The 18,819-nt window shown below is 37.3% G+C and carries 21 protein-coding genes and 1 pseudogene; 19 read left to right on the forward strand and 3 right to left on the reverse strand.

The genetic code is table 11. The features are described from left to right. Positions 1-53: 53 nt before the first annotated feature. From L0M98_RS21855 to L0M98_RS21945, 19 genes are all read left to right on the forward strand, one after another. Positions 54-788, forward strand: coding sequence for a hypothetical protein (locus L0M98_RS21855; RefSeq protein ID WP_099293307.1), 735 nt, complete (start codon positions 54-56; stop codon positions 786-788). 209 nt (positions 789-997) lie between these two features. Continuing rightward, positions 998-2,473 (forward strand): MATE family efflux transporter, encoded by a 1,476-nt coding sequence (locus L0M98_RS21860; RefSeq protein ID WP_370645701.1) that lies wholly within the window; start codon positions 998-1,000, stop codon positions 2,471-2,473. After that, the gene (locus tag L0M98_RS21865; protein ID WP_099293303.1) at positions 2,454-3,605 is read left to right on the forward strand and encodes a Coenzyme F420 hydrogenase/dehydrogenase, beta subunit C-terminal domain; all 1,152 of its coding nucleotides are present in this window, start codon (positions 2,454-2,456) and stop codon (positions 3,603-3,605) included. The genes L0M98_RS21860 and L0M98_RS21865 overlap by 20 nt, the downstream gene beginning before the upstream one ends. A gap of 76 nt (positions 3,606-3,681) precedes the next feature. Continuing rightward, complete coding sequence (locus L0M98_RS21870) at positions 3,682-4,686, forward strand: glycosyltransferase family 2 protein (protein ID WP_099293301.1); 1,005 nt, start codon at positions 3,682-3,684, stop codon at positions 4,684-4,686. Between the two features lie 113 nt (positions 4,687-4,799). After that, positions 4,800-5,927, forward strand: a complete 1,128-nt coding sequence (locus tag L0M98_RS21875) for an O-antigen ligase family protein (protein WP_176555115.1) — start codon at positions 4,800-4,802, stop codon at positions 5,925-5,927. Then, the gene (locus tag L0M98_RS21880) at positions 5,927-7,075 is read left to right on the forward strand and encodes a polysaccharide pyruvyl transferase family protein (protein WP_227217814.1); all 1,149 of its coding nucleotides are present in this window, start codon (positions 5,927-5,929) and stop codon (positions 7,073-7,075) included. Before L0M98_RS21875 ends, L0M98_RS21880 begins: the two co-directional genes overlap by 1 nt. An 11-nt stretch (positions 7,076-7,086) precedes the next feature. Continuing rightward, entirely contained in the window at positions 7,087-8,175 is a 1,089-nt protein-coding gene (locus tag L0M98_RS21885; protein WP_227217815.1) for a glycosyltransferase family 4 protein, read from the forward strand. A 74-nt stretch (positions 8,176-8,249) separates the two neighbouring features. After that, positions 8,250-9,074, forward strand: a complete 825-nt coding sequence (locus L0M98_RS21890; protein WP_099293293.1) for a LicD family protein — start codon at positions 8,250-8,252, stop codon at positions 9,072-9,074. Between the two features lie 7 nt (positions 9,075-9,081). Further along, the gene (gene ispD / locus L0M98_RS21895; RefSeq protein WP_227217816.1) at positions 9,082-9,762 is read left to right on the forward strand and encodes a 2-C-methyl-D-erythritol 4-phosphate cytidylyltransferase; all 681 of its coding nucleotides are present in this window, start codon (positions 9,082-9,084) and stop codon (positions 9,760-9,762) included. A gap of 1 nt (position 9,763) precedes the next feature. Beyond that, positions 9,764-10,474 (forward strand): SDR family NAD(P)-dependent oxidoreductase, encoded by a 711-nt coding sequence (locus L0M98_RS21900; RefSeq protein WP_186976534.1) that lies wholly within the window; start codon positions 9,764-9,766, stop codon positions 10,472-10,474. A gap of 29 nt (positions 10,475-10,503) precedes the next feature. Next, the gene (locus tag L0M98_RS21905) at positions 10,504-11,493 is read left to right on the forward strand and encodes a glycosyltransferase family 2 protein (RefSeq protein ID WP_227217817.1); all 990 of its coding nucleotides are present in this window, start codon (positions 10,504-10,506) and stop codon (positions 11,491-11,493) included. 17 nt (positions 11,494-11,510) lie between these two features. After that, a complete protein-coding gene (locus L0M98_RS21910) occupies positions 11,511-12,710 on the forward strand; it encodes a DegT/DnrJ/EryC1/StrS family aminotransferase (protein ID WP_227217824.1) in 1,200 nt (399 codons plus the stop codon). 7 nt (positions 12,711-12,717) lie between these two features. After that, positions 12,718-13,305, forward strand: coding sequence for a sugar transferase (locus L0M98_RS21915; protein ID WP_099293283.1), 588 nt, complete (start codon positions 12,718-12,720; stop codon positions 13,303-13,305). Positions 13,306-13,385: 80 nt separating this feature from the next. Then, complete coding sequence (locus tag L0M98_RS21920; RefSeq protein ID WP_227217818.1) at positions 13,386-13,691, forward strand: hypothetical protein; 306 nt, start codon at positions 13,386-13,388, stop codon at positions 13,689-13,691. Continuing rightward, complete coding sequence (locus tag L0M98_RS21925; protein ID WP_141560985.1) at positions 13,648-14,019, forward strand: hypothetical protein; 372 nt, start codon at positions 13,648-13,650, stop codon at positions 14,017-14,019. The genes L0M98_RS21920 and L0M98_RS21925 overlap by 44 nt, the downstream gene beginning before the upstream one ends. A gap of 215 nt (positions 14,020-14,234) precedes the next feature. Further along, entirely contained in the window at positions 14,235-14,861 is a 627-nt protein-coding gene (locus tag L0M98_RS21930; protein WP_227217819.1) for a DUF6266 family protein, read from the forward strand. Further along, positions 14,858-15,235, forward strand: coding sequence for a 3TM-type holin (locus L0M98_RS21935; protein ID WP_099293275.1), 378 nt, complete (start codon positions 14,858-14,860; stop codon positions 15,233-15,235). Before L0M98_RS21930 ends, L0M98_RS21935 begins: the two co-directional genes overlap by 4 nt. 52 nt (positions 15,236-15,287) lie before the next feature. Then, the gene (locus tag L0M98_RS21940) at positions 15,288-15,869 is read left to right on the forward strand and encodes an N-acetylmuramoyl-L-alanine amidase (RefSeq protein WP_099293273.1); all 582 of its coding nucleotides are present in this window, start codon (positions 15,288-15,290) and stop codon (positions 15,867-15,869) included. Between the two features lie 73 nt (positions 15,870-15,942). After that, positions 15,943-16,575 carry a DUF6266 family protein gene (locus L0M98_RS21945; protein WP_227217820.1) on the forward strand — a complete coding sequence of 211 codons (633 nt, stop codon included), beginning with the start codon at positions 15,943-15,945 and terminating at the stop codon, positions 16,573-16,575. Between the two features lie 133 nt (positions 16,576-16,708). Here the strand turns inward: L0M98_RS21945 and L0M98_RS21950 are convergent, their stop codons facing one another. From L0M98_RS21950 to L0M98_RS21960, 3 genes and pseudogenes are all read right to left on the reverse strand, one after another. Continuing rightward, a complete protein-coding gene (locus L0M98_RS21950; RefSeq protein WP_227217821.1) occupies positions 16,709-17,341 on the reverse strand; it encodes a hypothetical protein in 633 nt (210 codons plus the stop codon). A 6-nt stretch (positions 17,342-17,347) separates the two neighbouring features. Then, entirely contained in the window at positions 17,348-17,776 is a 429-nt protein-coding gene (locus L0M98_RS21955) for a hypothetical protein (RefSeq protein WP_227217822.1), read from the reverse strand. Between the two features lie 10 nt (positions 17,777-17,786). Further along, positions 17,787-18,819 (reverse strand): annotated as a pseudogene (locus L0M98_RS21960) (hypothetical protein); the annotation flags it as partial.

Genomic DNA, 18,819 nt, shown 5'->3' on the forward strand with positions numbered 1-18,819 from the left:
TCAACACGAGTGCTTGCAATCATGAATCCGAAATCGTGAATCAAGAAATAGAGATGGAAAAAGGTTTATTTCACGAGTTGTACAAGCAACTAGACAATTTTGATTTGCGTTCGTGTCCCCCCGCGTGTTTGTCGGGCTTATTACACGGTTACCTGACGATGTACTCGATGGTACGGGTGTACCCGTGGTTAGAATCTGATTTCGGAAGTTCCGGTGCTATCCACGAGCGGGCGAAATCAATTGTTCACCTGTACCCGAGTCAGTTGAACAAGGATATTCCCGTGGATACCCGTGCCGGTTACGCGGCGGACAAGATGGATGTCTACCAGTTGTACTCGGACTTGAATTACTTGAAAAACGGTTTGGACGCGGCGTATCGGATACTGTCGGCACGGGGGGACGGCAAACTCTCGTTGCCTTGTCGGACACCGAATATTTGCCGGATATTATGTGACTGTTACTATTTTGCCGGAGATGAGGCGTGTGGGGAACTTGCCGGTCGTTTGGTTACGGAGGCATTGGGATACATCCGTGGCGGAGATCGTGATGTGTTGTTGTCTTGGTGGGATGCTATTTGCTTGTATGGCGATGCAGTGGGAGCGATGATGTTGCCCAAGGAAGATTATAAACGTTTGGAGGAGGAACGGGCACGCCTGCGGGTAAGTGTAGTGCGGGAGGAGAATGAGAAAATCGAGCGTTTGCGTCAGATGGGGCAAGATGCTGATTTCAGTTTGGTGGCAGAAGTTTTTTATATTTTGGCGAAGCGGGTGTTTGACAAAATGGAATAGTTGTTGTGACTTTATGAAAGATAAAAAATCAAATTATTATTTGGCTTAGGCTTTATTTGATAAAAATAGAATTCCTGCGTAAACTCATAGCGGTTTGGTGAATACATTTGGGTGCTTATAGGTATTAATTATTTATGTTAGATATTTCCTCAAATAACAAACGTATAGCTAAAAATACGATATTGCTATATTTTCGTATGCTAGTTACAATGGCAGTAACATTATATACATCTCGAGAGGTATTAGCTGCGCTAGGTGTTGAGGATTATGGTATTTATAATGTAGTTGGAGGTGTCGTTGCATTATTTAGCTTTATAAATAGTGCAATGTCAACAAGCACTCAACGATTTCTTGTGTTTGAGTTGGGTAAGGGGGATTTTAGGCAACTTCAGAAAGTATTTAGTATAAGTGTTGTAATTCATATAATTATAGCCATTGTAATAGTTCTTCTTTCGGAGACTATTGGATTGTGGTTGCTGAATGAAAAGATGGTAATACCGGAATCGCGTGTGTTTGCCGCACATTGGGTGTATCATGTTTCCATTTTATCCATGGTTGTTGCTATAATTAGTGTACCATATAATGCTGCTATAATTGCTCACGAAAAGATGTCTATATTTGCGTATATATCTGTAGTTGAGGTTTTCCTGAAATTGGTAATCGTGTATTTATTAAGAATAGGAAATGTAAATAAATTAGTTTTATACGCGATTTTACTTTTTGTGGTGCAAGTCGGAATTCGTATATTATATACATCATATTGTAATAAACATTTTTGTGAAACAAAGTTTAAATTTATTCTTGATAAGACACTCTTTAAAGAGATGTTTTCTTTTGCCGCTTGGAATTTATGGGGTAATTGTGCTTATATAGCATTTACACAAGGATTAAATATTTTGCTAAACGTGTTTTTCGGACCATCTGTAAATGCAGCAAGAGGTGTGGCTGTACAAGTACAGTCTGCAGTTACTCAATTCTCCTCAAACTTTCAGACAGCACTTAATCCGCAAATCACCAAGTCGTATGCAACAGAGGATTTAGATTATATGCATAGTTTAGTTTTCCGCAGTTCAAGATTTACTTTCTTCTTACTCTTAATGCTAACTTTACCTATAGCTTTAGAGACAGAAACGATATTGAGTATTTGGCTCGAAGAAGTTCCTCGGTATTCTGCAGTATTTTTGAAATTAATTTTATGTGTTACTATTATAGACTCAGTTGCAAATCCATTGATGGTTTCTGCTGCAGCTACAGGAAAAGTAAAAGTATATCAATCTGTCATAGGAGGAATTTTATTGATGATCCTTCCTGTTTCGTATGTTGTTTTAAAAATGGGAGGTAATCCAGCTTCAGTATTTGTTGTGCATCTTGTTATTTGTGCTATAGCATTCGTTGTACGTTTATTTATAATTAGACCATTAATAAAGATTTCTTTGCGAAAATATTTTAGCAATGTTATTTTGAAATGTGCAGTAGTATTTTTTTTAAGTTTCATTATTTCAGTATTGGTTAAGTTTTTTGTCCCATATAGCTCTACTTCCTTTGTGATTGTAGGTGTAATGAGTGTTTGTTGTGTTGTATGCTTTGCATATACTCTAGGACTAAATAAGTCTGAGCGCAATTTTATTAATGAAAAATTAGTTAGAGTGTTTTCCAGAAAAAATAATGATAAATATTCAGGATAAAAAAGATTGTTGTGGTTGTGGTGCTTGTGTTCAGCGTTGTCCTAAACGATGTATAACAATGCAAGAGGATAAGGAAGGTTTCCTCTATCCAGAGATAGATAGAACTTGTTGTATTGATTGCGGATTATGTGAAAAAGTATGTCCGGTTATAAATCAAGGAGGAAATCGAAGCCCGATAGAAGTTTATGCGTCTAAATGTCAAGTTGATGAGATTCGTATAAATAGTTCCTCCGGTGGTATTTTTTCTATGCTTGCGGAAAAAGTAATAGAAAATGGAGGCGTTGTTTTCGGAGCTCGTTTTAATGACAGGTGGGAAGTTGTTCATGACTATGCAGAAACTATTGAAGGCATTATACCCTTTAGAGGTAGTAAATATGTGCAAAGTGTAATCGGTGAAACGTATAAGCAAGCTGAAGTATTCTTGAAACAGGGGCGGTTTGTTTTGTTTAGTGGTACATCTTGCCAAATTTCTGGATTGCTACATTTTTTGCGAAAAGACTATAAGAATTTAATTACAGTAGATGTAATATGTCATGGAGTTCCGAGTCCTCTAGTGTGGTGTCAATATCTAAAAGAAATCGGTTTTATTGTTCAGGATAAGAAACCAGTTATATCGGGTATATCATTTAGAAATAAGCGGTTAGGTTGGAGGAAATTCGGATTTGAAATTCGTTATGACAAAGAAGAAGCCAATTTCTTTGAAATGCATAGGAATAATATTTTTATGCGGGGTTTTCTTCATAATATATATTTACGTCCATCTTGTTATGCTTGTCCAGCAAAGGGGGGAAGAAGTCAGAGTGATATTACATTAGGAGATTACTGGGGGGTAGAATTATATCATCCTGAATTTTATGATGATAAAGGTGTTAGTGCTGTACTTATTAATACGGAGAGGGGCAAAAGAATATATTCTCAATTAAAAGTAGATGGTGTTAGTACAGATTATAATAAAATATTATTAGGGAATTCCTGTATAGAACATAGTGTGAAAATTTCAAAATATAGAGATGATTTCTTTGATGTGCTTAATAAGAGTGAGTTTTCTCTTATTGGGATTATCACAAAAAGAACGAGACCTAGTTTATTGAGACGAATTATTTCTTATGCAAGAAGGATAACTGGAATTTAAGTCTCTGAAATTTTATTTAAATATTGTTATTGTATTCTTTCAGAAACACCACAAATGTTTTTAACCTAAAATAGGAATGTGTAATATTAGTGTAATAATTCCAGTTTATAATGCTGAACAATACCTGAATAGATGTATTGAAAGTGTTGTGAATCAGAGTTGTCGTGATATCGAGATTATATTAATTGATGATGGGTCAAAAGATAGTTCAGCAATTATATGTAAGCATTGGCAGAAAATAGATAGCCGTGTGAAATTTTTTTCAAAATCCAATGGTGGGGTATCTTCTGCTAGAAATGCGGGTATAAATTTGTCTCAAGGTAAGTTTTTGACATTTATAGATTCGGATGATTATATTGATGTAAACTATTGTGAATTATTGATGTCGAAAATGAAAGACGATATAGATCTTGTTGCAATGGGGGCATATTCAGTTATGGAAAATACTGTTGTTCCCATAAAGCATAGATTGCGCTCAGGCTTATATTGTTTGGAAGATTTGAAGCATCATATAGTAGATGACGGAACAATGTCAGGTTTTACATTGTATTCTTCGTGTGCTATCTTATATCGCAATGAAATTATACAAAAAGGGCGCATTCTATTTCGTGAAAATATAAAGTATAGCGAAGATGGATTATTTAATACCGAATATATTTATGCATGCATGAATAATGTATATATTGATTATAATAATTATATCTACTATTATAGGGTAAATATGAATTCTGCTACTCATACTATTGACGTGTTAAGTGAAAAGTATAATGAGTCGCAAGACAATGTGAATATAATTTTGGAGGAGTATAATATTAGATATCCGCAATATGACATTAGCCGGCAAATCAGTGCTAGATATATAACATTGAAGTTATCAGAAATACTATGTATTGTAGATACAAATCAATCTTTAGATAGAATTAAGAATATTATTAAAAGTCATAATTTTAGAAATGGATTGAGATATTTGAATTTTAGGAGAATGAACAGGTTAAAAAAAGCGATGTATCTTCTTTTGAAGATAAGAAATGCATCATTAATTATGAACGTATTAAGGTCGTATATTAATCACCGTCGTTGATATTGTTTCTTATGTCAAAGCACGTAAATAGCAATAAGTCTTTTGTTATAATAGTTTTCATATATCTGTTAGCTCTTTTTTTGTTTCCAGAGATGACAAAGGTGATATCTATTATGATGCTTATAGCAACTGCTTTTCTTTTATTTGCATATACAAAAAAGATTAGTATTAATCATCAATTTCTTGCGTGGTTTACATATATAATTCTGACTTTACTTTCTGTTTTAAGAGATTTTTCAAATTTGAATAATGTAATAGAGTTTGGTGGTGCACTTGTAATAGGTTTATTAATATATAGTTGGAATAGTAAAGGAAGTAGTCAAATTCTTCAGATTAAAGCACTTGTTGCAGTTTCGTTTGTAGCATTTTTAGGGTGTATCGTGCAACTTGTCGCTCCGGAATTTTTGGCTTGGTTTAATCTACTGCATTTAGGGTTAGAGAAATTTCAAATATGTGATGGTTTCCTAAAAGATAGAACTTTAGTGGGTTTTTCCTTTCAATCAGCAATTACTGGATTTTATCTATCCGTTTTTATCGGGATTTTATCGTGCTATTTATTGAAGCCGTCTATTGAGATGAGAGCTGTAAACAAGAAGATTATATTTCTTTTATTGGTTATCTGCTATGTTTTCCTGATGCAAACAGGAAAAAGGAGTTTTGTTTTATTGGTAATTCTTATTGATTTGTTTATGTATTGCTTGTATAACAGAAAATACATGCTAAAAGCGTTGTTCGTTTCGATTGTAGTATGTGTTCTGTTTTTAGTGATATTATTGAAAACAGATGTTGGTATGAGGCTTGTTATGCGAACTGTAGGTGATTCTTGGTCTTCCGGGCGTATAAATATATACGGCGTATTATGGGATGAATTTATGCAAAATCCTATTATAGGTAAAGGTATAGCGACTTCATCAAATATTTTGGGAAGGTATAACAATGGACATAATATATATCTTCAAATTTTGAGTGAATCAGGGTTAATCGGCATATTCGTTCTTATGCCAGTATTTATCCATGATTTAGGTTCTTCCATGAAGTTATTGAATGCTAAAATTCGGTATGGAGATGACTCTTTCGTGGTTGCAGTTTGTTTATTTTTAGAATTGTTGTTTCTGGGTTGGGGATTTTCAGGGAACCCTTTATATGATGTATATCCATTAGTCATATATATGCTTGTTGCCGGTATAATAAGAAATGAGATTAAAAAGTCAAAATATATTAGTCAAATAAAAACCTTATAATGAAAAAAATAGGTGTTATTACGCATTATTTCGGCAGTAAGAACTATGGCGGATTATTGCAAGCGTATGCTTTATGTAAATTTTTGAATGAAAGAGGTTGCTATGCTGAACAGATTTCATATGATTCTTCGTATAAGAAATCTAATAAGAGTCTAAGACTTTTGTCAATAAATGAAATTAAAGATCGTATTAAATCAATAATAGCACCTGTATGCTATAAGTTTTCAGATTATAAAATTAAATCCAGTTTATTGCAGAGAGAAAAGGCGATTTCTATATTTAGAACTGCGATACCACACTCGAAGACTATTTATAATGATATAACTATAGAAAAAAGTAATGAAGAATATGACATTTTTATTACGGGTAGTGATCAAGTATGGAATATTGATTGGTATCATCCGCCTTATTTTTTAGATTTTGTAAGTCCTAAAAATAAAAAGATATCATATGCAGCGAGCATTTCAAAGGAGCGTTTAACAATGTCGCAGATTTCGCTTTTCAAGAGAAGTTTAAGTGATTATAATGCAATATCTGTACGAGAAGAATCGTCTGTTGCATTATTGGAGAATGTTATAAAAATGCCGATTACATATTGTCTTGATCCGACATTATTGCTTTCGGAGTTTCAATGGAATGATATTTGCTCCAAGCGTTTATGTCAAGAAGATTATATTTTTTGTTATTTCTTGGGGAAAAATTTAGTAGCTCGCAAATTGGCTATGGAATATGCCATAAGACATAATTTGAAAATTATCACGTTACCTCATTTGTCCGGTCATTATCGTAGATGTGATGCCGGTTTTGGTGATATTCAATTATATGATATTTCTCCAGGTCAATTTATATCGTTGGTACGCTATTCAAAATTTGTTTTTACAGATAGTTTTCATGCGATTGTCTTTTCTCATATATATAAACGAGAGTTTGTTGTTTTCAGTCGAAATGCTATTAGTCCCATGAATACAAGAATCTCCTGTATCACAAAATTATTCCATACAGAAGATAGATATTGTGATACAGAAGAGAAATTATCTATAGCTTATATTGAATCTCTTGAAAAAATAGATTACTCTAAAAATCAAATAGATTATATTAAAAAGAGAGAAGAGTCAATATCTTTCATTGATGATGTCTTAAACTTGTAAGGTTATTAATAATGAAAATTCTTCATGTAGTTAGTAATTTTGCTGTAGGCAATGGTGCTGCAAGATTAGTGGCATCATTAATTCTTGAACAGATTGACCAAGGCCATCAAACGGATGTACTCGCTTTGATTGAATCTCCTCTTTCATATGCGAAAGAAGTTACCCGAAAGGGGGCACATTATAAAGCTTTAAATAATGGTCCGACACGTGTGTATAATTTCCTACCAATATTTCAGTTGATTCCGGTAATTAAACGTTATGATATAATTCACGTGCACTTGTTTCCTGGGCTTTACTGGGTGTTATTTGCGAAGATACTTTCAGGTGCCAAGTGTAAATTAGTAACAACCGAGCATTCAACAGAAAATAATAGGCAAGGTAAAAAATGGCTTAAATTTATAGAAAGATTCGTTTATAATCATTATAAGGCTGTAATAGCAATATCAGAAGCTACAAAGGAATATCTTATTCGTTTCGTTAATCCTGAGACTCCAATTATTACGATAGATAATGGAATAAATATTTCTGATTTTGAATCAGCGAAGCCTGCAAGAAGACAAGAATTGGGTATTCCCAATGATGTATTTTTGTTGACACAGGTTGCTAGATTTAATCCTCAAAAAAAACAGGAACTAATAATTGAATCGCTTTTACATCTTCCTGATAAGTGTCGTGTTATGTTTATAGGGGAAGGTGTTCTCATGGAAAAGAATAGACAATTAGCTAAAGATTTAGGTGTAGATAACAGATGTTATTTTTTAGGTGTGCGTGAGGATGTGCCATCATTGTTGAAAACTGCGGATGTTGTAATAATGTCATCTAATTTTGAAGGATTTGGTTTGGCGGCTGTAGAAGGTATGGCAGCAGGTAAACCTGTGATGGCTTCTAATGTTCCCGGACTTTGCAATGTTGTGGAAGGAGCAGGAATTTTATTCTCGGTTAATGACGAAAAAGCGTTAGCGGAGGGGGTATTGCGTTTATTAAATGACAAAGATTATCGAGAAATAATAACCAAGCAATGTATTCAACGAGCTAAGAATTATGATATTAAGGTGATGGCGGACAAATATGAAGAAATATATAAAGCGATTTTACAATAGTCGTGTATATGAAAGTTAGAAAATCGGTTGAATATTTCATCTAGGGCATAATTAATATAAATAAACATACTGATATGAATAATAAAATCGATGTTGTTCATTCTGTACTTTTAGAGATGTTACAGTGGTTTCATGAACAATGTGAAAGGAATGGCTTAAGGTATTATGTTGTCGGGGGGACTATGTTGGGGACCATTAGGCATCAAGGTTTTATTCCTTGGGATGATGATATTGATGTTGGAATGCCACGAAAAGATTATATGGAGTTTGTTCAGAAATATTCAAAAGAATTTCATGCGCCGTATATTGTAGAATACCCTCGGGGTGATAATTTAGATTATCCATATGTTTTCGCAAAAATATACGATACTCGGACATATTTGGTGGAACATCTTCGTCATTTGGTGAAGAGGGGGCTTTATATTGATGTGTTTCCATTAGATGGTATTGGTGATACACGTGAATCTGCATATAAGAATTATCAACCGATACTTAGAAATTTACGGTTACATGATATGGTGACATGTGCCTTTCGAAATAATCGGAAGTGGTATAAAAATTTGTCTATAATTTTGGGTAGGAGTATTTCTCCTTTGTTTGTATCTGAACGGTTTCTTAATAATAGGATTAATCATTTTTGTGAGCAAAGAGATTTTGATAGTTCGGAATATGTTGGAAATTTAGTTGGTAATTGGGGGATTAAAGAGATTATGCATCGTTCATTTTTTGGGATGCCGAAAGCGTATGTGTTTGAAAGTATCAAAGTTTTAGGGGTTGAGAAGCCACACGAATACCTTAAAACGTTGTATAATGATTATATGGTTTTACCTCCAATGGAAAGGCGTGTATCACATCACGATTATGTTGAATTAGACCTTAAAAAAACTTTTTTAAAATAGAATAAATATGTATTCAGTAGTATTATTGTCTGGTGGTAAAGGGAGTAGAATGCAAGAAGATACGCCTAAACAATATCTTTTATTAGCTGGAAAACCGATGATTATGCATTCTTTGGAACGTGTAGATCGTTTAGTAGATGTTGATGAAATTGTTGTTGTTTGTGCTCCATCGTATCGTCATGTCGTTAAACAAATGGTTCATGAATATAATGTTGCAACAAAAATTGTATTCGTTGATGCTGGACAAACTCGACAAGAATCAGTATATAATGGACTTAAGGCTGTGCATAATGAATTTGTGATTATCCATGAGGCTGCTCGCCCATTTGTAAAGCAGGAAGAGTTTCAAGCTTTGATAGATGACGAGGAGTTTAATGTTATTTATGGTTATAATATTTCTTATACGGTTTTAAAGGGACATGGCTATGTTTCAGGGATTTTGGATAGGTCGGAATTACTAAACGTGCAGTTGCCTCAAAAGTTTAAAGTTTCTGATTTAATAGATGCTCATGATAAAGCAAAGCAACGTGGTGACGTTTATACAGAGGATGCTAGTTTAATGTTTGCTAATAGTCAGAAAAAGATTAAGGTTATTCGGGGAACTAGTTTTAATATAAAAATTACAGAGCCGATAGATTTATTACTTGGAGAAATTATATATAAAGATTATATTATAAATAGGAAATAATATGAAAACATGTGTTATTACAGGCACAGGTTCTGGAATTGGTCGAGAAGTTGCCATACTCTTGAGTCATGCAAAAGAGTATGAGCATATTGCAATGCTTGGACGGAATGTTGAAGCGATGAAAGTAACTGAAAATCTAATGGATGAAACAGGGAAAGATATATCGGTTTGGGATATTGATTTTCAATATCCTGAAAAAATTCCTGCAATAATTGAAGCAATATATGAAAAATATGGATCTATAGATTGTTTGTTAAATATAGCGGGTTACACGGATCCTCAGTCATTATTACAAACTACATTGGATAATATGGAGATGACATATAAAGTTAATGTATTTTCTCCGTTTCTTTTGATACGTGAATCTGTTAAATATATGAAGAAAAGTGGGGGAAAGATTTTGAATGTTGCTTCGACTGCGGGCATGACCCCTCGTCCTGGTTGGTTGAGTTATTCGTCATCGAAAGCATCCATAATTTCAATGTCACAAACTTTAACTGATGAATTGTCAGAATATGGTATAAAAGTATATTGTGTATCTCCGGGTAGATGTGCAACAAAATTAAGAAAACGATTAGCGCCTAATGAAGATCCAACAACAATAATGCAGCCTCGAGATGTTGCAGAAGTTATATGTAATTTGATCTCAAATGAAGAAAGTTGTTTGGATGGGCAAAATATCGTAATACGTAAGCAGATAAAAAAGCACTAGTTAGGTAAACATTCTTTGATAGATAATTAATGAAAGAATATAAAGTTGCGATAATTATTCCAACTCTTAACGAAGAGCGATTTATTGCCAAGTGTATAGAATCAGTGATTAATCAATCTTTCCCTTTGGAAGAAATGGATATTTTAGTTGTGGACGGGGGAAGTATTGATAAAACGCGGGAAATTGTTTTTGAATTAGGAAGACGATATGCCAATATTAGACTATTGGATAATCCAGGTAGAATTCAGTCTATAGCTTTTAATATAGGTGTTCATAATTCAATTGCTCCATATATTATACGATTGGATGCTCACGCTATTTATGATAAAAGGTATATAGAGTTATGTGTTCAACATTTATCTGCTCATGCTGATTACGGGAATGTGGGGGGAGTGTGGAACATACAATCTCAAAATTCTAGTTGTCAAGCGGAGGCAAATGCAATATTGAATAAAGTTCCATTTGGTATTGGAGGTGCAGCATTTCGAGTTGGAACTAAAGCTCAGTTTGTTGATACGGTACCTTTTGGTGCTTTCCCTCGGAGGGTTTTAGAAAAAGTAGGTGGGATGCGTGAAGATTTATCTCGCGGAGAAGATAATGAGTTTAATTCTAGGATTCGTAAGTTCGGGTATAAAATTTATCTTGATCCTAATATAGTTTGTACGTATTATGCACGTGCAACGATAAAAGAAAGTGTACGACAAATGTATGCTAATGGAAAATCGATTGGAGTATTATTATTTGTTGATAGAAATTCAATCGGTGTACGACATTTAGTTCCTGCTGTTTTTGTGTTAGTTGTTGTTGGTTTGCTGCTTGCAGGAGGAGTTTATCATTCTTTTTGGTACATGTTGACCGTTATAATCGGATTTTATTTTGTTGCAGCGTTTATTGCTACATTAATTGCATGTCATAAATATGGGTATAAATATATAGGGATATTGCCTATTTTATTTTTTATGGTGCATTGCTCTTATGGTTGGGGAACTATGATAGGGACAATAAGGAAGAATAAATAATATTTCATATTATGAGAATGAAAAATATTTCTTTTTCACCTCCGGATATGACGGAGGCGGAGATTGCCGAAGTTTGTGAAGCGCTTCGTTCCGGTTGGATCACGACGGGACCGAGAACAAAAGAGTTTGAGCATTTAATAGCGATGTGTTGTAATACGAGTAAAGCTGTTTGTTTGAATTCAGCTACGGCTTGCATGGAATTGATACTTCGTGTTTTGGGTGTAGGTCCGGGAGATGAAGTGATTGTTCCGGCATACACGTACACGGCTACTGCCAGCGTGGTTTGTCACGTGGGAGCTAAGGTAGTTATGGTTGACACGGCTTCCGGTTCGTTTGAGATGGATTACGTTAAGTTGGCGACATCTATTACAGAACGTACAAAAGTCATTATTCCGGTGGATTTGGGGGGAATAATATGTGATTATGACAAGGTGTTCGCCGCTGTTGAAAGTCAAAAACACTTGTTTCGTCCTTCAAATGATATTCAAAAAGCGTTTGGACGAGTAATTGTTCTTGCCGATGCCGCTCATGCCTTTGGTGCGAAGCGGCACGGAAAGATATGTGGTGAAATTGCAGATTTTACCTCTTTCTCGTTTCATGCTGTTAAAAATCTTACTACGGCAGAAGGTGGGGCACTTACATGGAAACATATACCAGGTATTGATGACGAATGGATTTATAAACAATTCCAACTTTTATCACTTCACGGTCAGAACAAGGATGCGCTTGCCAAAACGAAACTCGGCTCATGGGAGTATGATATCGTGGCCCCAAATTTTAAATGTAATATGACCGATATTATGGCTGCAATAGGATTGGCGCAGTTGAAACGTTATCCTGAAATGCTTTATCGTCGCCGTCAAATTATAAATCGTTATAATGAAGCGCTAAAAGGTTGTAATGTACAGGTGCTTGATCATTATGGGGATGATTATTCTTCTAGCGGGCATCTTTATTTAGTGTGTTTGTTGGGAAAAGATTGTGATTCCCGGAATAAGGTTATTGTGGAGATGGCAGAGCGAGGGATTGCTTGTAATGTACATTATAAGCCATTGCCGATGATGACAGCGTATAAAAATTTAGGGTTTGATATAAAAGATTACCCGAATGCTTATAAACAGTATTGTAACGAGGTGACGCTTCCTTTACATACTTGCCTGAGTGACGAGGAGGTGGAGTACGTGATATCGAATTTTGTAGAGATTATTTCAAAATAGTATTTCCTTGAAGCGTGTTTTTGATGTTATGGCAAGTGGTTGTGGATTGCTTGTCTTAAGTCCTGTGTTTTTAATTTTAGCCGTAGTGGTAAAATTGGATTCTCGGGGACCCATTTTTTATCGGCAGGCGAGGGTCGGAAGATTTGGACGAGATTTTATGTTATATAAATTTCGAACAATGCGTGTCGGTTCGGATAAGAAAGGGCTTATTACGATAGGGGGGAGAGATCCTAGGGTGACTCGTTCGGGATATTTTATACGTAAATATAAGTTCGACGAATTGCCGCAGTTAATAAATGTGTTTGTTGGGGATATGAGTTTCGTGGGACCTCGTCCTGAAGTGCGAAAGTATGTTGATATGTATACAAAAGAGCAGTTGCGAGTGCTAGATGTTCGTCCTGGGATTACTGATATGGCTTCGATATTGTATAGGAACGAGAATGAATTGCTTGGGACTGCCGAAGATCCTGAATTATTTTATCGAGAGGTTGTGATGCAGGATAAGTTGAAAATTAATTTGGAGTATGTTGCTAAGCATAATTTGTGGTTTGATATTGAGTTGATTTTTAAAACTATTTTTTCTATTTTGAAGTAAATAAAATGTAAAGAATGGATGATATGCCTCGGGCGAAGTGTGCCCGGGGCTTTTTGTTTTTATAATTTAAATTTGTAACAATGAAAAGATTATTGGAAACGAGTTTTTTCGCTTTATTGGCGGAAGGCTTGGGCGTGTGTTTTGAAGAAGAGAGGTATATAAAGGCCATTCGGGAGTTTGCTGGAGATCTGAGGAAGGCAAGCGAGGCGGAAGATGATGCCGGGGTGCGGGAAAGGATGTTGGCAAGGGCTAGAATGGGGTTGGAATATTGGTTAGAGCGTGTCGTGGTTGATGATGGCGCTTTTGGGAAAAAATGGGGCTTGTACTTGTTGTTATATTCGTGTGGCGTTAAAATTGGTGGAGGAAGAAGGGCGTTGGTCACGTGAACGGGAGGAGTGTAGGAAGGCAGATGGGGACAGGAAAGAACCTCGGGTTATTGTTCGGTGGAAGTCGAAGAAGTACAAAATGATGATTATGGAGTTGATCGAGGGGTTGGTGCTGGTGGACGAGTTGTATTCGCCCACGGGGGATGCGTTGGGGGAGAAGGAACTGGTGGGAATGATGAAAGAGGTGTTCGGGGAGGATATCTCGAATTACCAGCAATTGCGGGAACAATTTTTTGATCGTAAACGAGAGTTGACGCCTTTTTTGAAGCGGATGATTGCCGCTATCTTGAAAGAAGCGGATGATAGGGGTGCGTGGAGGAGAAGGTGAATTGATTCTGTGATTTAGAGATTGCCGATTGGGTTATTCCTGGAAGGGGGTGGCTCGATTGGCAATTTTCGTTTTTGGAAGCGGATGATATATAGGTGGTTATGGGGAATTGTTATGAATTAATAATTAGGTGTAGTAAGTGAGTTATGGGGATGCACTAATATTGCATTCGCAAATCAAGGTGATTTGTAGTAATCATTTAAAAGAAAAAAGTTATGGCAAAATTGAGTAGTGTTTTGAAACTTAGAGGACGAGTCGGGAATGTCGTCTTTTGTGAACGGGGCGGAAAGCCTTACATGAGGGCTTTGCCGTCGGAGGTGAGGAACCCGAAAACAGAGAAGCAGGAATTGGTGCGCTCGAAATTTAGAGTTGCCGTGGAATTTTACTGTCGGGTGAAAGAAACTCCTATCAGGAAAATCTGGAACGAGTCGGCGGAGGGGATTGCGGTTAACGGGTACGCTCTACACATGAAATTGAACATGAAGGCGTTTAAGGGAGATGGTAGAATCGGGGATTTTTCGCAGATGCATTTTTCGGCAGGGACGAGGCAGAGCGTGTATGATTTGGAAGGAAGGATGGATCAGGAGGGACAGGTGGAATTATACTGGAATAACGGGACGGGAAAGGTGTGTGCCGAGATGGACGACCGTTTGGGGGTGATCGTGATTTACGGGAATCGGGAATTTGTGCCGATGGTCGTGGAGGGTGTGGAAGCCCGGCGGAGGGATGAGCGTGCAAGTTTTCGAGTAAAACGGGAAGACGGCGTGAAGGTACATTTGTATTGTTTTTTTGTGTCGGAAGAGGGAACGAAGTATTCAAATTCTCAATACATCTGTTTATGAGTGGGTTGAATCCGATAACGAGCGTGGCGGACGCCGTGAGTGGACTGGTGGAACGACTGACATTGCCTGCTCGTGAGAAGAAACAATTGGAGGCTGACGTGTTGCGGCTGTTGCTGGAAAGAGAAAAGGAGTTGTTGCGGGTACGGGCAGCGTTGTTGCAGGAGGAGGGGAAAGGGAATTGGTTGCAACGGTCGTGGCGGCCTTTGGTGATGTTGACGTTTGCCGCGGTGATTCTGATAGGTACGTTCACGAATATATCGATTCTCTCGGATACTTCCCGTTTTTGGGATTTGTTGGAGATTGGGTTGGGTGGATACGTGGTCGGGAGAAGTGGGGAGAAAATTTTGATGACCCTCGCAAAAGGCAGACGCTGATTTTAGATTTATGATTTACGATTTTAGATTTATGATTTAATATTGTTGATATATGGGATTTTCAATTGTAAAACACCGATTGGTGGGGGATGGGGTGATTCGCGTGGATTGCGTGAAGAATACACAGGTTATTGCCGGACCGGATATGATTATATTGCATTATACGGCGGGGGCTAGTGTTATGTCATCGGCTCGTTATCTGGCAAGACCGGATGTGGGGGCTTCGGCTCATCTGGTAATCGGGAGGGCGGGAGAAGTAGTTCAGTTGGTGCCGTTTAATATTGTGGCTTGGCATGCCGGGAGAAGTCGGTACGCGGGACGGAGCGGGTTGAATTATTGTTCGTTGGGGATAGAATTGGATAATCTGGGACAGCTTCGGCAGGAAGGGGGAAAATTTGTGGCGGAGTGCGGGGTGGTTGTGTCTTTTGAGGATGTGTATGTTGATGAGTCGGGACGGGAAAAAACTTATTGGCATAAGTATACTAAGGTGCAGGAAAGGGTGCTGGCAGAGGTGTGCGGGGTTTTGACAAACTGTTATCCTATTGACGAAATTGTGGGACATTCGGATGTGACGGAGAGAAAGGTGGATCCCGGACCGGCATTGCGGTTACCGGATTGGATGAGGTATTACTGATTTATGATTTTAGATTTACAGATAGAAATCGAGTGTTTATTTTTTTATTTATTCATTTTTAAATTTTATTGTTATGGCAAAATTTAATTCTTATTTATTAGGAAAGGTAACGAAGTCGGTTGGTAACGTGACGATGTGTTACATGAACAAGCAGAATATCGCTAGAGCGAAGATTTTTTCGAGAAAGGACAATCCGACCCCGGAGGTGTTGACTCAACGGGCGAAGATGAAGGCGTTGATCGAATTGTCGCGTTGGCTGCTGCCCGTGGTGCAGAAAGGGTTTCGGGGAATCGGGAGCGGAACGACTTCCAACGCGTTCGTTTCTTTGAATATGGGATGCGTGAGTGTTGATGAGGATTATGCGGTAACGGTGGATTATGCCCGGATGCTAGTGGCTGCCGGAATCAGGAATACGCCGAAAGTTTCCGTGACGTATGATTCGGATGCGAGTAAGTATGCGTTCGTGCAGGAGGCTGAAGAAGCGGAAGAGGGATATGCTGCCGGTGATGACTTGGTGTATGCCGTGTTGTATGAAACAGAAGTACAACGGGCTAGATTGGTGGCATTGCGAGTCCGGGGTGAAGGTGGAAGCACGAGCTATGCGTTGCCTGATAATTGGTCGGCGGAGAACGTGAAAGCCTATTGTTTCGCGATGAAGAAGGGCGGAAAGGTCTGTTCGAATAGCGTGAGTTTGACGGTAGGGTAATTTGAGAACGAGGGTGCGTTTTAACGTACCCTATAATCGGCAAAACGAAAAGTACATTTTTTTTAAACAACTTGTACAAAAAAATAGTGTTGGAGAAGACTCTCCAACACTATTTTTATTTATGACATGAATATTATTCTATTCCAGCAGCTTTCATTGCTCTCCATTTTTCTCCTGTTGTTGGGATAAATATAAATGCGGAGTCGAATAAACGATAACATTCTTGATAATCTTTTCGCTCATAAGCAGACATGATTTTATTTCTTGCTTCTTGAAATATTTTATTAGGAACATAAGCAATTGTATCATGAGGTAAATCTAGAGTTCCGTGATAATTTCGAGGATTAGCCGGGGAACCATTGGGGGTTCTTAAAGTTATTATCACAAAATCAGAAAGAGATGTGATAAACCAACCTAATGAGCCATCTTCTTGAATAATATCTACCCCCCAAAGTAGAAATTTATTATTTATCGTATCTCTTTGAGTTCCATAGTCATCGTCAAAATCAAATCCTCTTGCAGTTGGTTTGTTGTTATTTTCCTTGGATATGGCATACCATTCCCATGCGTATTTTACTATATATGATAATGAATCATTATATGACATTCCGCGAGTTTCTTTTGGTTTTGCGGTAATACTCAATTTTGCTTCAGGATTTAATTGATTCCCAGTTTGTGGTTGCTCTTCTTCTTGTTCCTGTGTATGGTTGTTGCATGCGAATAATAAGGTACAAGTGGTTAAAATAAATAGTAATTTATTTTTCATGGCATATTAATTTAGTGATTGTATTTCAATTTCTTTTTTGTTTATAATTTCTCGTAACATAGCCCTTTCTGCCGATATATCGGGATATTCATTTGCCAAAGTTAAACATAGTTCTGTACATTTAATTACTATCCAGTCTGTTTTATTTAATTTTTCTTTTAAGCGAATGATTTCATCAAAGAGTTCTTTTTTTCTTTTGTTTTTTTCTCCTTTAATGAATTCTTTTTTGTTCCTAAGAATGAGTTTATTATTAGATAATTTATAAATTGAAATATTGCCGCAACAAACTCGATAACCTTCAATTTCACTCTCGGGAATAATTTCAAAGCCATGAAATTCCTCGATTTTAGAATTTAATTCCTCGTCAGTCATCGCGATACAATCGAAAATTAAATAAGGTTCCCAAGCAACCTCTTTTGCGATATAATACCTCATAATTGTAATTTTAAAGTGTAAAGATTATAAAAAAGAACGCCATATCCTGCCTGCCATTGATATTATTAGTAGCGATAAAAAAGTCTACATTACTTCTATACGGGATTGTTGCAAATCCTTCCTCTCCGGCTGCATTTATGCACATGGCAAGAACTTGGTGTTCTTTGTTTAATTCATGTTTTATACGATAATAACCGGTTCCACTCTTTATTACAGAAAAAGTGGAACCCCAATATTTATCTTTTGCGGCCGTTTTTGTTATCACTCCAGCACAAGCAAATTCCATTTTTCCATTCCACTTTGTTTTTTCAGTGTCAGAAACGAATCGATGTGTAGCGTCCTGTTGAATTATGCTCGCCAGGTGACTTGTCGGGTGCACGTACTTGTTCGCGCCAGTTTCAATTTCTGCCAGTTTTGAACGCTCTGTCGCGGTCATCATGACTTTGGCAGATGAATCCACGATCATGTCAGCGGAATGCGATGACGGGTGAGAGTATTTATTCGCCCCGGCTTCAATCCCGTTTAGCTTGGTCCTCTCCGTGTCGGTCATGAACCTGTGCGTGGTATCTTCCGTGATTACCGTTGCCGGGTGTTTATCCGGGTGAACGTACTTGTTTGCCCCAGTCGCGATACCGCCAAGTTTAGTTCTTTCCGCCGGGGTCATCATGACTTTGGCAGATGAATCCACGATCATATCAGCGGAATGCGATGACGGGTGAGAGTATTTATTCGCCCCGGCTTCAATCCCGTTTAGCTTGGCTCTCTCCGTGTCGGTCATGAACCTGTGCGTGGTGTCTTCCGTGATTATCGTTGCCGAGTGTTTATCCGGGTGGATGTACTTGTTTGCCCCTGTCGCGATACCGCCAAGTTTAGTTCTTTCCGCCGGGGTCATCATGACTTTGGCAGATGAATCCACGATCATATCAGCGGAATGCGATGACGGGTGAGAGTATTTATTCGCCCCGGCTTCAATCCCGTTTAGCTTGGCTCTCTCCGTGTCGGTCATGAACCTGTGCGTGGTGTCTTCCGTGATTATCGTTGCC

Source organism: Butyricimonas sp. DFI.6.44, assembly GCF_022132345.1.
GTDB classification, from domain to species: domain Bacteria; phylum Bacteroidota; class Bacteroidia; order Bacteroidales; family Marinifilaceae; genus Butyricimonas; species Butyricimonas muris.

Bases quoted from the DNA above. Each gene is read 5' to 3' on its own strand.
- L0M98_RS21875 (WP_176555115.1), top strand. From the start codon at position 4,800: ATGATGCTTATAGCAACTGCTTTTCTTTTATTTGCATATACAAAAAAG.
- L0M98_RS21865 (WP_099293303.1), top strand. From the start codon at position 2,454: ATGATAAATATTCAGGATAAAAAAGATTGTTGTGGTTGTGGTGCTTGT.
- L0M98_RS21870 (WP_099293301.1), top strand. From the start codon at position 3,682: ATGTGTAATATTAGTGTAATAATTCCAGTTTATAATGCTGAACAATAC.
- L0M98_RS21930 (WP_227217819.1), top strand. From the start codon at position 14,235: ATGGCAAAATTGAGTAGTGTTTTGAAACTTAGAGGACGAGTCGGGAAT.
- L0M98_RS21855 (WP_099293307.1), top strand. From the start codon at position 54: ATGGAAAAAGGTTTATTTCACGAGTTGTACAAGCAACTAGACAATTTT.
- L0M98_RS21950 (WP_227217821.1), bottom strand. From the start codon at position 17,341: ATGAAAAATAAATTACTATTTATTTTAACCACTTGTACCTTATTATTC.
- L0M98_RS21920 (WP_227217818.1), top strand. From the start codon at position 13,386: ATGAAAAGATTATTGGAAACGAGTTTTTTCGCTTTATTGGCGGAAGGC.
- L0M98_RS21945 (WP_227217820.1), top strand. From the start codon at position 15,943: ATGGCAAAATTTAATTCTTATTTATTAGGAAAGGTAACGAAGTCGGTT.
- L0M98_RS21860 (WP_370645701.1), top strand. From the start codon at position 998: ATGGCAGTAACATTATATACATCTCGAGAGGTATTAGCTGCGCTAGGT.
- L0M98_RS21955 (WP_227217822.1), bottom strand. From the start codon at position 17,776: ATGAGGTATTATATCGCAAAAGAGGTTGCTTGGGAACCTTATTTAATT.
- L0M98_RS21900 (WP_186976534.1), top strand. From the start codon at position 9,764: ATGAAAACATGTGTTATTACAGGCACAGGTTCTGGAATTGGTCGAGAA.
- L0M98_RS21935 (WP_099293275.1), top strand. From the start codon at position 14,858: ATGAGTGGGTTGAATCCGATAACGAGCGTGGCGGACGCCGTGAGTGGA.
- L0M98_RS21880 (WP_227217814.1), top strand. From the start codon at position 5,927: ATGAAAAAAATAGGTGTTATTACGCATTATTTCGGCAGTAAGAACTAT.
- L0M98_RS21885 (WP_227217815.1), top strand. From the start codon at position 7,087: ATGAAAATTCTTCATGTAGTTAGTAATTTTGCTGTAGGCAATGGTGCT.
- ispD (WP_227217816.1), top strand. From the start codon at position 9,082: ATGTATTCAGTAGTATTATTGTCTGGTGGTAAAGGGAGTAGAATGCAA.
- L0M98_RS21905 (WP_227217817.1), top strand. From the start codon at position 10,504: ATGAAAGAATATAAAGTTGCGATAATTATTCCAACTCTTAACGAAGAG.
- L0M98_RS21890 (WP_099293293.1), top strand. From the start codon at position 8,250: ATGAATAATAAAATCGATGTTGTTCATTCTGTACTTTTAGAGATGTTA.
- L0M98_RS21940 (WP_099293273.1), top strand. From the start codon at position 15,288: ATGGGATTTTCAATTGTAAAACACCGATTGGTGGGGGATGGGGTGATT.
- L0M98_RS21910 (WP_227217824.1), top strand. From the start codon at position 11,511: ATGAAAAATATTTCTTTTTCACCTCCGGATATGACGGAGGCGGAGATT.